The organism is Neorhizobium sp. S3-V5DH, assembly GCF_004343065.1.
Lineage (GTDB): Bacteria > Pseudomonadota > Alphaproteobacteria > Rhizobiales > Rhizobiaceae > Neorhizobium > Neorhizobium huautlense.
In genome coordinates this window covers 123,081-134,996 of sequence record NZ_SMCL01000010.1, presented here as the reverse complement: position 1 = coordinate 134,996, position 11,916 = coordinate 123,081, and the positions used below count along the sequence as shown (strand labels likewise).

Sequence of the window (11,916 nt, the reverse complement as noted above, 5' to 3'; positions counted from 1 at the left end):
GATTTCTTTTGCCTAAACCAAGGTGATGGCAAATGAGGCATGAATTTATAACGACGCCCTTCGGGCGGCGATCGATGTCGCTTGGAATGCTGGCAAATCAGCATCTCGCCGACCAGATCGAACCTGGAATGCGCCGGAACAAGTGGAAACTATTCCGATCGGTCTGCGAAGCCCGCCGAGCCTTGGGGATCAGTGACCGGTCGTTGACCGTTCTTGATGCGCTCCTGACGTTTTATCCGGCGGACGAACTCAGCCAAGACAGCAGCCTTGTTGTTTTCCCCTCAAACGCTCAGCTCTCTCTCCGGGCAAGGGGGATGACGCCCGCAACTCTTCGCAGGCATCTCTCCATGCTGATCGAGGCCGGCCTGATTTTCCGCAAGGATAGTCCAAATGGAAAACGTTACGCGCGGCGTGCACGGAGCGGGCAAATCAGCGAGGTTTTCGGCTTCAGCCTTGCGCCTCTGCTCGCTAGAGCCTCTGAAATCGATTGCCTTGCTGCCGAGATCGTAACCGACAGAGAAAATCTCAAGGCAACCAAAGAACAGATCAGCATCTGCCGACGCGATATCTCCAAGCTGCTCGCGACTGCCATTGCCGAAGCACTTCCCGGAGATTGGGATGATATGTTGGCCGAATTTCGCACAATTACCTCTCAGATCCCTCGCAACCCTACCTTGGAAACCCTTCAGCCAATTCGGCGGCAGATGAACGAACTTCACCACTTCATCGTTAAGAGTCTGAAGTCACAAGTTAAAATTCGGAATCTGAGCGCCAATGAATCCCAGAATGAGCGCCACAAACAGGATTCAAAACCAAACTTCAATTTTGAATCTGAAAACATCTGCATCCGAGATCATCTTCCGCCTCCAAATCCGTTGGACCAGCAAGTCGAAGTCACCGAACAGCTGCCTGATGTCGATGAAGACATCCCAAATCACACACCGTCTTCCGAAGGGATAACGCTCGATCTGGTGCTTCGAGCATGCCCCCAGATCATCGATTACGCCCCAGCCGGATCTGTCCGAAACTGGCGCGATCTTGCCGCCGCCGCTGCCGTTGTGCGTTCAATGTTCGATGTGAGCGAGACAGCCTACACCAAGGCCTGCGCCACGATGGGGATTGAAACGACGGCGATCGTTATGGCCTGTATCCTCGAGCGGGCCACATCCATCAATTCGCCGGGCGGATACCTGCGTGATCTGACCAAGCGATGCGAACGCCGCCAATTCGTTCCAAACCGGATGCTCATGGCCGTCCTGCGGACTCATGCCAAAGTCGGTACCAGCAGTAATGAAACGGAGATGCCGCTTACGTTTAACAACGAAAAGCCACTTCAGAAAAAGCAATACGTTACCGTCTCGTCGGAATATTGCAGTGCCAATTGACCACGCATATGGCAGCCGCGGCCGGAGGGCTTTTTGCCCTACTCGAAACAACCAGCGGCAAAAGCCCCTGGGCTTAGACAGAACGCCTCATTGTCCTGCTGGAGAGCTCGCAATACGCCTGACTTCGTCGGCAGCTGCGTTGAGGACGTCTTGCGACAAAGCTTCGTCGAGGATGCGGGAGAGTGTGACTGCACCCACCATGAGCGACAATATGGTCATTGCTTTGCCGCTTGGTTCCGAGCCCTCGGTCACGTCCATGAGTTCGTCCAGCACTTGGAGATGAGCCTTTATGCCGTCCTGAAAAGGAAGCTTCACCTCCTCGCTTTGACGACGTGCCACGTCAGAACCGAGCGCCACCATGGGGCAACCATCGCCTTTCTCACCTCGATGATCCTTTGAGAGATAAAAACGGATTATGGCCTCCAGCGGATCCGGGGTCGAGGCCGCGACGGTCGACCATCTGCCGGTCGAGCTTTCCATCGCCCGCCTTGAGGCAAGCGCTGCAAGATCGTCCTTGGACTCGAACTGCTTATAAAATCCGCCTTGGGTGAGGCCCGCACCTTTCATCAGGTCCTTCAATCCGATGCCATCAAAACCGTGCTCTCTAAACAGCCGGCTTGCGACGTTGATGACGGCCTCGCGATTTGCCGCGGCTTGCGCTAAAAATCGGGGGGGGGAAGCGCGGATGATTTCGCGCCGCCTCAGGAGAAATTCCTATGTCATTTCAGCGGCCGCCCGCGAAAAACATCCCCGCTCCGTCATTACCTTCCGGTCGCGGTTATAGTGATCGCGTCATCGAGCAGGGAGCCGGGTCGCGAACCGTTCTCCGCAACCGGGGAGCATCCGGCGCTCGATGGCGGTCGTTTAAGGCACGGCAACGCCGTCAGGGCGCCAACCGCCGGGACGAAATGGTTTCGGAATTTGAACCCACCGCAGCCATATCCCCCGGAAAAGCCGAAGCGATCGAGCAGGCAGAGAACCTGACATCCATCTAACACACCGACTGCCTGCCCATCCCTTGTGACACCGTGACGACCACGTTCGTCGCGGACACTCGTCGTACCGGTGTCGTGGCACCAGCTTATGATGTCCTCCGCCCTCGGCCATGCCGTTTTTGCCATGTGACAGAATCGGACGCCTCAATTCCCCCCAAGGCACAACCTGATTGCCGGCGCTTGGATTGGCCGGAGGTCGGCAATATGTTCTCCTCTGGAGAAGGCGGCTCTCGGCGATCCGCAGGAATCGCATCAAAAGGAGATGAGGCGATGAAACTGAACGACCCGACACTGTTTCGCGAGGCTGCGCTGGTGGGCGAGCGCTGGCTCGATGCCGATCCGTCGAACGCGGTAGAAGTCAACAACCCGGCGACTGGCGAGATCATCGGCCGAGTGCCGAAGCTTGGCGCGGCAGAGACCCGCGCTGCGATCGAAGCGGCGCAGGCCGCTCAGCAGCAATGGGCTTCAAGGACCGCGAAGGAGCGCTCGGCGATCCTGCGCAAATGGTTCGACCTGATGATCGCCAACAAGGACGATCTGGGACGTATCCTGACGCTCGAGCAGGGCAAGCCGCTGACCGAAGCGACCGGTGAGATCGTTTATGGCGCGAGCTTTATCGAATGGTTTGCGGAAGAGGGCCGACGCGTCTACGGCGATCTCATTCCGGGCCACCAGCCCGACAAGCGCATCATGGTGATGAAGCAGCCGATCGGCGTGGTGGCGGCGATTACACCGTGGAACTTTCCGAATGCGATGATCACTCGCAAGGCCGGCCCGGCGCTGGCCGCCGGCTGTGCCATGGTGCTGAAACCCGCATCGCAGACGCCGTTTTCGGCGATCGCGCTGGCAGTGCTGGCCGAACGGGCGGGCTTGCCCAAAGGGCTGTTCAGCGTGATTACAGGTTCGGCCCGCGAGATCGGCGGCGAGATGACGGCCAATCCGATCGTCAGGAAACTGACCTTTACCGGTTCGACGGAAGTTGGTGCGGAGCTCTACAGGCAGTCCGCGCCGACCATCAAGAAGCTCGGGCTGGAGCTCGGCGGCAATGCCCCTTTCATCGTTTTCGACGATGCGGACCTGGATGCAGCCGTCGAAGGCGCACTGATCGCCAAATATCGCAACAACGGCCAGACCTGCGTCTGTGCCAATCGGCTCTATGTGCAGGACGGTGTTTACGATACATTCGCGGCAAAGCTCGCCACGGCGGTCGGCAAGCTGAAAACTGGTAACGGCTTCGACGAGGGCGTCGTTCTTGGGCCTCTGATCGACAAGGCGGCTCTGGAAAAGGTCGAGGAGCATGTCGGCGACGCCTTATCCAAAGGTGCCCGCGTCATTCAGGGCGGCGGGCGCCATGCGCTTGGCGGCACATTTTATGAGGCAACAGTTCTGGCCGATGTGACGGCCGACATGGCCGTGGCGCGGGAGGAGACGTTCGGGCCGGTGGCGCCGCTTTTCCGCTTCAAGGACGAGGCGGATGTCATTGCGCAGGCCAATGATACCGAATTCGGCCTTGCCTCCTATTTCTATGCCCGTGATCTTTCCCGGGTATTCCGGGTCGCCGAGGCGCTTGAATACGGCATGGTGGGCGTCAATACCGGACTGATCTCGACCGCTGAAGTTCCGTTCGGAGGTGTCAAGCTTTCCGGCCTCGGCCGCGAAGGTTCGCGCTACGGCATCGAGGAATTCGTCGAGATCAAATATGTGTGCCTCGGCGGCATAGGCTGATTGACAGGAACGTATCGATCATCCGCGGCTGCCGAGTTTTGTCGCGCACATCCTGCTTCTGCTTATCATCAGCATTGAGGAACGATCGAGCGCCGACGTGTGGTCGGGTCACGTCGTTCTGCTGCTGGGGAAGGCACGGTGGTGCTTGACACCGTACACGCTGCCTGAGTTCGAAACTGGGGGAGGAAAACCACTTCGCCGCGGTCTCTCGATTAATTGCCGTCAGCTGCGGGCCAACACCGGCAGATTTGGGTATTCCGTAAGCTCCTCCGAGGTTCGCTTGTGTTCGCCGATAAACTTTTCCTCTCCATCTCGACAGCCGCTGAAACAATAGCGAGCGCCGGTTGTTACACTTGTCTCCGGTCGAGAGACCACCACAACAAAGAGGAAGCGGAAAATGCTCGTCAAAATGCTCGCAGCTACTGTTCTTTCCCTGGGCTTAGCCACGGCAGCAGTCGCTCAATCAGGCGGCTCCGGCTCTGGCACTGATTCAGGTTCTGGATCGTCCGGATCCGGAACAAACAGAGGAGCTTCCGTGGGCTCTGGAGCCGGTGGTACAGGAACGTCGCTCGACGCCAATAACCCTACAACAGGCAGCGTGGGTGGGAATGCGAACAATACCGGATCCACCAACGCTCCTTGCAAGACCACACCGACACAGCAAGGCTCGGCAGGTACAGCGGCGTCGAACTCCGGCAGCGCGGCAACCCCACAGCCGGCATGCTGAGTGATTTTGGGCTGGGACGCGCTTGCGTCCCAGCCTCCCCTGAATGAAATCGGAAAAGACGCAATTTCAATAACGAAAATCCAGGTCCGCGGCCACCTTCTCAAGCTGCTCCAGGGCTGCCCCTCGGCGCCGGTAAAGATCGGCACGCTCGCCAAAAGTGCGGCGACGCATTGCAACCTGGTGACGCAGGTTGATCTCCGCGGCCATCATCGCTCCGCAGAAAGCCGCGCTTAGGACGCTGGCGCCTGAATGGAGGTCGCTTGCCACTTTGCGGTCTATAGAGCCTGCCACATCCCGGAAAAGCTCAAGCCCCTCCACGATAAGATGCGCCGCGGCAAGCGGTTCTTCGGTCGCCTGCGCCTGAGCTTCGTGCAGACCGCTATCATCGGCGGCTTCATGATCGGATGGCTCCTTGGAAAGCACGTCCAAATATCGCCGAAAGTGGCGCCGATCACGATCTGCGGATACGGTAAGCTGTTCTGAAAGTTCGTCCAATCGCCGCCGGGCGTCGGAAAAGCGGTTCCCACCGTTGTCCGACACCGCAATTGCCATCTTCCCCATCGCGAGACCAAGGAGCGCGGCCAGGATCGACGCAGTGCTGCCTGGTATATCAGGGGCTCGCCGACCAATGGATGCGACGATGTCTTTGAATTGTTCGTCTACGAGGGCAGATGTCAATTTCAATACTCTTTGAACCAACCGCAAACGGATCGAACTAACCAATGCTGTCGAAGTTCCGCCAACCTCACTTCCAGATGACGCACGCGTCTCTTTGTTCGGGGCTTCGACGGGAAGGCTTGTTGGGCCGCTGGGGTCTAGTGTCGCTTGCAAGGCAGGGTTCATGCTACCCGGTCGGCGAAGATGTTGGAAAGACAGCAATGCGCCACACAGCTCGGCCAAACCTGCGCTTACGCGGAAAAAGGCTTAAGCGCTAATCAATCACCACCAGCCCCGCTTCCTCTGCGGCCGCGACGAATGCGTCTCTTGCGTCCTCCGGCTCTGCTTTTCCATCGAGCACCAGCATGAAAGTGCGGAGAGCCTGATGAAAATGCTCCCCATCGTCGACGGGCCAGTCTTCAAGGAGGCAATTTGCGGCGTCTCGGGTGCAGAAGATCAGATCGTGGTCTCCTGCACCATGAAGCTCGACAGAAACGGGAATGGCCCAGTCGACATCAAACATGCAGCCTCTACCTCCAGAGGAAAAGAGACGCGAGGGCAGGAGATTTGTGATCTCTGAAGGGGGGGACGGGAGACCGCCCTCGCGACCTCACTCTAATGCACTGGATGGCGAATCGTTCCACGAGGGGATCGAAGCGTCGGGGGAGGAACCCCCACCGCCGATGATAGTTATCTTCCGAAAGGAGACCGAGATATGGCTATGCATTATACGGACATTCGCGGTACGCTTGTAAGCTTCCTTGCCGAAATCGGCTTGGTAGGGCCGAACGTCGAAGCCACCGCTACGGACCCGGTCCCGCCGCTTTCGACCGAACAGGAACTACTGGTCGAATGCTGGCAATCGGGCCAGATCGAACCTGCGGTTTGGTGGCAGCACCTTGACGATGATCCGGTGCTCGCGGCAAATTTCCAGAAGCCGCAGGTAACACATTAGGGCGCCCGGCCATCGAGCGCTCGCGCCGGGTGCTGCTCGGCCCAAGGATAGTGAATTAACTCACGTGCCCCGTAAGTCCGGCGTTCCCGCGGTGGTCGATCGAAAAGTTCGTGCCGGATCTTCATATCGACGTCTGCGTCCCTATCCGGCGTCATTTCTGCACGCGGGGCTTACGGATCGCATCGTGACTTGCCGCGGCTTGCGGCGCCATCCGATTCTGGGTTCAGGTACCTGCGCCGCTTCTGCGCCGGATCAGCTCAAACACGCCCGAAATGTCTTCGTCTCCATGTCCTGCACTATCGCGTTTTCGAAACAGGTCCAGCAGGGGGGCAAGCAGACTGGTGGCGACACCCTGCTCACGGGTGGCTGTGAGTATATTTTCCAGCGAGGTGGCCTGCATGGCGAGGTTCGACACCACATTAAGGCCGTGCCCGCCGCTATCGATCTTCTCTGCGTATCCTGGGAGTTCACCCATCATTGCGGTCATCCAGGGGCCAAGCAACTGGAGAAACTCCCTCGCGTGAATGCCCTCGGAATCGACAAGGGCAGTAGCGTGAAAGAAGCCGGCGAACAGACCATACATGCCGCTGAGAAGAGCGAGGTCGTGTAGCGACGCCAGTCCAGCATCGGCACCGAGATAGGCAGCGGCGCCGAGCGCCTTAAGCGTACCGATATGTGCGTCGAAAGTCGGCTTCGAGCCGCTCGGCGGTGGCGCGCGCTTGGGCGGGCGTGCCATTGGTCAAATTGACGACCGCACGCCCGGCGAGCGCCGAGGCCGCACCATCGAGCACAGAGCTCGCGGCGGCATAGTCCAATACGCAAATCACAGTGAGATCGCTTGAAGCAATGGCGTCTGCTGCGCTGGTGACTTCACGCGCTCCTTGAGCAACTAGGAAGCCAGCCTTGCCAGCTGTCCGATTCCAAAGGGTGACCGAATGCCCTTGTTGGAGAAGGCGAGCGGCCAGCGCCTGCCCCATCGCCCCTAGGCCGAGAACCGAAATATTGGTCATGGATCTATTCTTCCCTCGATGTCCCAACACGACGCCCCCTTTGGGGGAGCGGGTTGCTGAAAAGATGCAATATTGGACGAAAGCGGGGTAGTCGGCTATTCGTAGATCCATCGTCTTCAAAACAGAACGATGGATGGATTAGTGCTCAATCTCAACGACCTTCTCATCTTCGTTCGAGTGGTGGATCACGGCGGTTTTGCCGCAGCTGGTCGCGCGCTGCGCCTTCCCAAATCCACGCTGAGCAAGCGGCTCGCTGAATTGGAGCGGGAGATCGGGGTCCGTCTGATTCAACGAACCTCGAGGAGCTTCGCCGTGACGGAGATCGGCCGAGATTTGTATCGACATGCCGCCGCCATGCTGATCGAGGCCGAGGCCGCGGAGCATGTCATTAAGGGCCGCCTGGCCGAACCAAGCGGAACTGTCCGGATCACAGCATCCTTGCCCATTGCCCAATTCCGTTTGTCGGCGCTGCTTCCACCCCTCGCCGCGCGCTACCCGAAAATGCGCATCACGCTCGACGTTTCCGACAGATTCGTGGACATCGTGCAGGAGGGTTTTGACATCGCGATCCGCAACCACTTCGCCCCTCTGTCCGATGCCGATCTCGTACAACGTCGGATATATGACGACCCAGTCTGGCTGGTCGCCTCGCCCGACTATATCCGGGAGAAAGGTGCGTTTTCTCGCCCCGGGGAGGCGAGAGAACTCGATGGGTTGATGGCATCGCCCTCGGAATCGGTATGGACGCTTCGCAATGACCAAGGCTCGGTCACCAAAGTCACGCCTTTCCCTCGCTACGCGGCTAACGAGACGATCTCGCTACTTGAAGCAGCCAAGGCTGGTCTTGGAGTAGCTTGCCTTGCGAGCAGTTTCTGTGCACCACTCATTGAATCTGGCGCACTTGTTCGCATTTTTCCCGAATGGACAGCAGGTGGTGTGGCGACAACGCTACTCGTTCCGCACCGCCGCGGGCAACTGCCTTCAGTTCGGATAGTCGCTGACTATTTGATCGCAAAACTCTCTCGCCGAGCTCATGACCCCTAGTCCGCGATCCCGGATTCGGGAGGGTGCTCGTGGTGGCCGTTCGAACCGCGTTCTGCAGGGAGACGGGCGAAGAAACAGGCACCATGCTGGACCCCGTTTGGACGACCGAACACAAAGTCTCCCTTTCCGGCAGGCCCTTCAAAGACAAATATGCAGAAAATCCTAGAGCCCCTGCACGAGTTGAGGTCGTGGAGAAACTAAATAACGCATTGGCCGCTATCGATTGAGATGGGATGTCTGCTTGTGGCGCAAGCATACGCCCTTGCATTCCCCGCACGAATAAAGGCTTGAAGGCCTTACTGGGGCGTGGCCTGAAGGCGCTGTTTCAGAAGCCAATCCCAAAGCTCGGAATCATTCAAGGCGGCCCATTCGACGCTTGAGTGGTCCACGCCCTCCAGAACGCTCAAGCGAGCATTGCGCTTCAGACCGACGAGCCGCTCGTACAGCACGATCGAATCCGACAAAGGGATGACTTCATCGTTCGTGCCGTGGAACACCCAAAATGCCGTCTTCTCATTTGTCCTGCTCAGATAGTGGCGATTACCGCCACCAGCGATCGGAACGACAGCGGCGAACTTTTCCGGAAACTGTTCTGCCATTGCCCAGGTGCCGAAACCGCCGCGGCTGAATCCCATGACATAGACCCGCGTGCGATCCACCCGATATTTTGACATAACCTCGTTGAGCGCCACCTCCACTTTCTCGATCGGAAAAAGCAGTTCTTCACTCGGGTTCTGTGGCGAAAACACCAGGAAGGGGAATGTCTTTCCGCCCTCGATCAATTTCGGAAGGCCACTCGATTTGACTTTCTCGATATCGGTCCCGCCCTGGTCGCCGCCGTGTAGCCACACAACCAGCGGATAGGAGTTGCTGGATGACGCATAGTCGTCCGGCGTGTACATCAGATAGTTGAGATCAGTCTCCAGGCTGGCGTTCGATCTGGCTTTTATCTGCTCGGCCTGCGCCAGGCCCGCACCGCACATTCCGACTACAGCCGCGAAAGCCACTGCCATAATGTTCCGCCGCATCCGATGACCTCCTTACGATTTTGGACCTGCAATCCCATCAGATGGATCCGAAGGACCAGAACTCAAGTCTTCCCGTCCGGGATGTAGTCCGGCTCGGGAAAATGTTAGCGCGCCAAAACCGTTGCATTCTCGAAATGCAGCGCGCGACGTGGAGACTGTCACATTGATATGGAAACGAGGCGGCGAGGCTTGAACGGCGCTGCTTCCCTAATCGGCAGGTTTAGGTGAGGGCCTGTTCAAGCTTATTCACTACTGCACGATCAAGGGGTCCGTCCGCGGTCGGCCCTCAATGGCCGTCAGAAAGGTCGCCGTCGCGCCTCCTTGAAGCAGACATCGCAAGGCAGCGCCAATGTCGCTAGGGCGCCAGAAGCTGGAATATTCTTCGTACAGCCGCCGGAGCCGAGCAAACCCATCCTCGCCGGCGCCGCGTTTGGGCTGTCAGCCGCGATCGGCGGACTGAGCGAGCTCCTCTCGCAACTTGTCCACCTTCTCACTGGCCCACTGCTGGGCATCCTCGCCAAAGATGAGGCGCGCCGGTGCCTTGTCTTGTGAAGCGAGCTCCACAATTCGTGCGGCAAGCAGCTTCGGGTCGTTCGGCTGGTTGCCGTTTGCCCCGTCCACGAACGATCGATACCGGGCGACTGCCTCGGCATAGTCTGGAATGAGGATGCTGCCGAAGCTCGCGGACTTGCCGTCCATGAAGTCGGTTCGCAGCATCCCCGGCTCGACCAGGAGAGAGCGGACACCAAACGGGGCAAGCTCCTGCGCAAAGCGTTCCATCCAGCCCTCGACCGCGAATTTCGACGCGGAGTATACCGACCCTCCAGCGTTGGAGACCAGTCCGCTAACCGATGAGATTGTGACGATGAGGCCTGAGCGACGCTTGCGCATGTGGGGGACGACCGCGCGCGCGACGTTCATCGTGCCGAACAGGTTTACCTCGAACTGACGCCGCACAGCGGCTTCCGTGAAGGTCTCGAAGAAGCCCAGTTCGGCATATCCGGCATTGTTGACCAGCACGTCGATTTTACCAAACCGCTTTACAGTTTCCGCAGCGACCGACTTCGCTGCCTCGGCGTCGGTGATATCGAGCGCGACGGGGTGCAGGCGATCCTGGTAAACCTCAAAGCCATCGCGCACCGCATCAGCGGACCGCGCCGTTGCCACCACCGTTTGGCCCGCATCGAGTGCCGCACGCATGATCTCGCGGCCCAGTCCCCGGCTTGCGCCCGTCACCAACCAAACCCTAGCCATAGCCGTTCCTCTCTTCCTTGAGCGTCATCAGCTATGTAGGGTTGGTAATATATCGTGATAACTCGCTAATAGGTAATGGACCCCAGTAGCAGGGATTATCAATGCGGCCGGATCAGCTCAGCGACCTTGCAGTCTTCGCGGCTATTGCCTCGGAGCGCAGCTTCACGCGCGCCGCAAGGCGGCTCGGCGTCACGCAGTCAGCGTTGAGCCAGACCATGAAGCGGCTGGAGGGCCAACTGGGTTTTCGGCTCCTCTCTCGCACGACACGCAGCGTCGCCCCGACTGCTGCCGGTGAGCGCCTGCTCGCAACCCTGTCGCCGGCACTGGCCGGGTTGGACGACGAGATCGAGGCGCTGTCCCAGGCACGGGGAGCGGCGATCGGCACCATCCGGATAACGACGGGCAAACATGCCGCCGACACGGTGCTGTGGCCGATGCTCCCGTCCTTCATGCGCCACCACCCCGGCATCGAAGTTGAGGTACGCGTGGAGAGCGGGATGACAGACATCGTTGCTGGCCGCTACGACGCGGGTATCCGGCTCGGCGAGCGTTTGGAGAAGGACATGATCGCGCTGCCGATCGGGCCACCCCTTCGCGTCGCGGTGGTGGCTGCTCCCGGCTACCTGAGCGACCATCCGGCGCCTATCGGGCCTTCCGACCTTACGGCGCATCGTTGCATAGCCTACGGCGATGCACATGGCGAGCTGTCTCCCTGGCTATTCGAGCGCGATGGTCGCGCGGTGACGGTCGTGCCGGGTCGGGGGCCGGTGTTTAACGACGGCGACCTGCTTGTCGCCGCCGCCGTTGAGGGTTTGGGTATCCTCTACATTCTGGAGGATCTGGTCGCGACGCCAATTGTCGACGGTCGTCTCATCCGCCTTCTGGAGCCGTGGTGCGAGCCCTTTCCAGGTTACCATCTCTATTACCCCGACCGGCGGGGCACAGCGGCCTTTGAACTGTTCAAGGAGACGCTTCGAGGATGGAAAGAAAAATAGACGGTGGCTGGCCGTCGGGAGTAGTTCCTCAGAATTCGACCGCCGTCGGTAGGACCAGTTGTTGCCAATCCGGCTCGTACTCGAAGGTCTGACGTCGCTGCGCAGACAGCAGTTCTCGCGAAAGCTTCCTAGCCTCCCCAT

At 59.1% G+C, this 11,916-nt stretch carries 12 protein-coding genes; 5 read left to right on the top strand and 7 right to left on the bottom strand.

Annotated features, from left to right (window positions below):
- The first annotated feature begins 32 nt into the window (after positions 1-32).
- Positions 33-1,385 carry a plasmid replication protein RepC gene (gene repC, locus EDE09_RS15830; RefSeq protein WP_132411584.1) on the top strand — a complete coding sequence of 451 codons (1,353 nt, stop codon included), beginning with the start codon at positions 33-35 and terminating at the stop codon, positions 1,383-1,385.
- An 87-nt stretch (positions 1,386-1,472) separates the two neighbouring features.
- On the opposite strand, the gene EDE09_RS15825 is transcribed toward repC, so the two are convergent.
- Entirely contained in the window at positions 1,473-2,072 is a 600-nt protein-coding gene (locus EDE09_RS15825) for a TetR/AcrR family transcriptional regulator (RefSeq protein WP_132411582.1), read from the bottom strand.
- A 578-nt stretch (positions 2,073-2,650) separates the two neighbouring features.
- Here EDE09_RS15825 and gabD point away from each other — a divergent pair.
- Positions 2,651-4,105, top strand: coding sequence for an NADP-dependent succinate-semialdehyde dehydrogenase (gabD, locus tag EDE09_RS15820; protein ID WP_132411580.1), 1,455 nt, complete (start codon positions 2,651-2,653; stop codon positions 4,103-4,105).
- A gap of 793 nt (positions 4,106-4,898) precedes the next feature.
- On the opposite strand, the gene EDE09_RS15815 is transcribed toward gabD, so the two are convergent.
- Together EDE09_RS15815 and EDE09_RS15810 are read right to left on the bottom strand one after the other, a co-directional pair.
- Positions 4,899-5,510: a cyclodeaminase/cyclohydrolase family protein gene (locus EDE09_RS15815; protein WP_165924194.1), complete on the bottom strand. Its 612-nt coding sequence runs from the start codon at positions 5,508-5,510 to the stop codon at positions 4,899-4,901.
- Between the two features lie 253 nt (positions 5,511-5,763).
- Complete coding sequence (locus tag EDE09_RS15810) at positions 5,764-6,012, bottom strand: DUF982 domain-containing protein (protein ID WP_105370845.1); 249 nt, start codon at positions 6,010-6,012, stop codon at positions 5,764-5,766.
- Between the two features lie 192 nt (positions 6,013-6,204).
- On the opposite strand from EDE09_RS15810, the gene EDE09_RS15805 reads away from it, so the two are divergent.
- A complete protein-coding gene (locus tag EDE09_RS15805) occupies positions 6,205-6,444 on the top strand; it encodes a hypothetical protein (protein WP_105370844.1) in 240 nt (79 codons plus the stop codon).
- Between the two features lie 223 nt (positions 6,445-6,667).
- Here EDE09_RS15805 and EDE09_RS15800 read toward each other — a convergent pair whose 3' ends face one another.
- Positions 6,668-7,180, bottom strand: coding sequence for a hypothetical protein (locus tag EDE09_RS15800; protein WP_245505156.1), 513 nt, complete (start codon positions 7,178-7,180; stop codon positions 6,668-6,670).
- Positions 7,104-7,454: an NAD(P)-binding domain-containing protein gene (locus EDE09_RS28670; RefSeq protein ID WP_245505155.1), complete on the bottom strand. Its 351-nt coding sequence runs from the start codon at positions 7,452-7,454 to the stop codon at positions 7,104-7,106. Before EDE09_RS28670 ends, EDE09_RS15800 begins: the two co-directional genes overlap by 77 nt.
- Positions 7,455-7,595: 141 nt before the next feature.
- On the opposite strand from EDE09_RS28670, the gene EDE09_RS15795 reads away from it, so the two are divergent.
- The gene (locus tag EDE09_RS15795) at positions 7,596-8,498 is read left to right on the top strand and encodes a LysR substrate-binding domain-containing protein (RefSeq protein WP_105371043.1); all 903 of its coding nucleotides are present in this window, start codon (positions 7,596-7,598) and stop codon (positions 8,496-8,498) included.
- A 296-nt stretch (positions 8,499-8,794) separates the two neighbouring features.
- Here EDE09_RS15795 and EDE09_RS15790 read toward each other — a convergent pair whose 3' ends face one another.
- Positions 8,795-9,526, bottom strand: coding sequence for a prolyl oligopeptidase family serine peptidase (locus EDE09_RS15790; protein ID WP_105370842.1), 732 nt, complete (start codon positions 9,524-9,526; stop codon positions 8,795-8,797).
- A 438-nt stretch (positions 9,527-9,964) separates the two neighbouring features.
- Positions 9,965-10,780 (bottom strand): SDR family NAD(P)-dependent oxidoreductase, encoded by an 816-nt coding sequence (locus EDE09_RS15785; protein WP_132411576.1) that lies wholly within the window; start codon positions 10,778-10,780, stop codon positions 9,965-9,967.
- Between the two features lie 101 nt (positions 10,781-10,881).
- Between EDE09_RS15785 and EDE09_RS15780 the strand changes: the two genes are divergently transcribed.
- The gene (locus EDE09_RS15780) at positions 10,882-11,775 is read left to right on the top strand and encodes a LysR family transcriptional regulator (RefSeq protein WP_132411574.1); all 894 of its coding nucleotides are present in this window, start codon (positions 10,882-10,884) and stop codon (positions 11,773-11,775) included.
- The last annotated feature ends 141 nt before the right edge of the window (positions 11,776-11,916 follow it).

Coding starts and splice junctions, on each gene's coding strand:
- repC (WP_132411584.1), top strand. CDS start 33: ATGAGGCATGAATTTATAACGACGCCCTTCGGGCGGCGATCGATGTCG.
- gabD (WP_132411580.1), top strand. CDS start 2,651: ATGAAACTGAACGACCCGACACTGTTTCGCGAGGCTGCGCTGGTGGGC.
- EDE09_RS15810 (WP_105370845.1), bottom strand. CDS start 6,012: ATGTTTGATGTCGACTGGGCCATTCCCGTTTCTGTCGAGCTTCATGGT.
- EDE09_RS15805 (WP_105370844.1), top strand. CDS start 6,205: ATGGCTATGCATTATACGGACATTCGCGGTACGCTTGTAAGCTTCCTT.
- EDE09_RS15800 (WP_245505156.1), bottom strand. CDS start 7,180: ATGGCACGCCCGCCCAAGCGCGCGCCACCGCCGAGCGGCTCGAAGCCG.
- EDE09_RS28670 (WP_245505155.1), bottom strand. CDS start 7,454: ATGACCAATATTTCGGTTCTCGGCCTAGGGGCGATGGGGCAGGCGCTG.
- EDE09_RS15790 (WP_105370842.1), bottom strand. CDS start 9,526: ATGCGGCGGAACATTATGGCAGTGGCTTTCGCGGCTGTAGTCGGAATG.
- EDE09_RS15785 (WP_132411576.1), bottom strand. CDS start 10,780: ATGGCTAGGGTTTGGTTGGTGACGGGCGCAAGCCGGGGACTGGGCCGC.
- EDE09_RS15780 (WP_132411574.1), top strand. CDS start 10,882: ATGCGGCCGGATCAGCTCAGCGACCTTGCAGTCTTCGCGGCTATTGCC.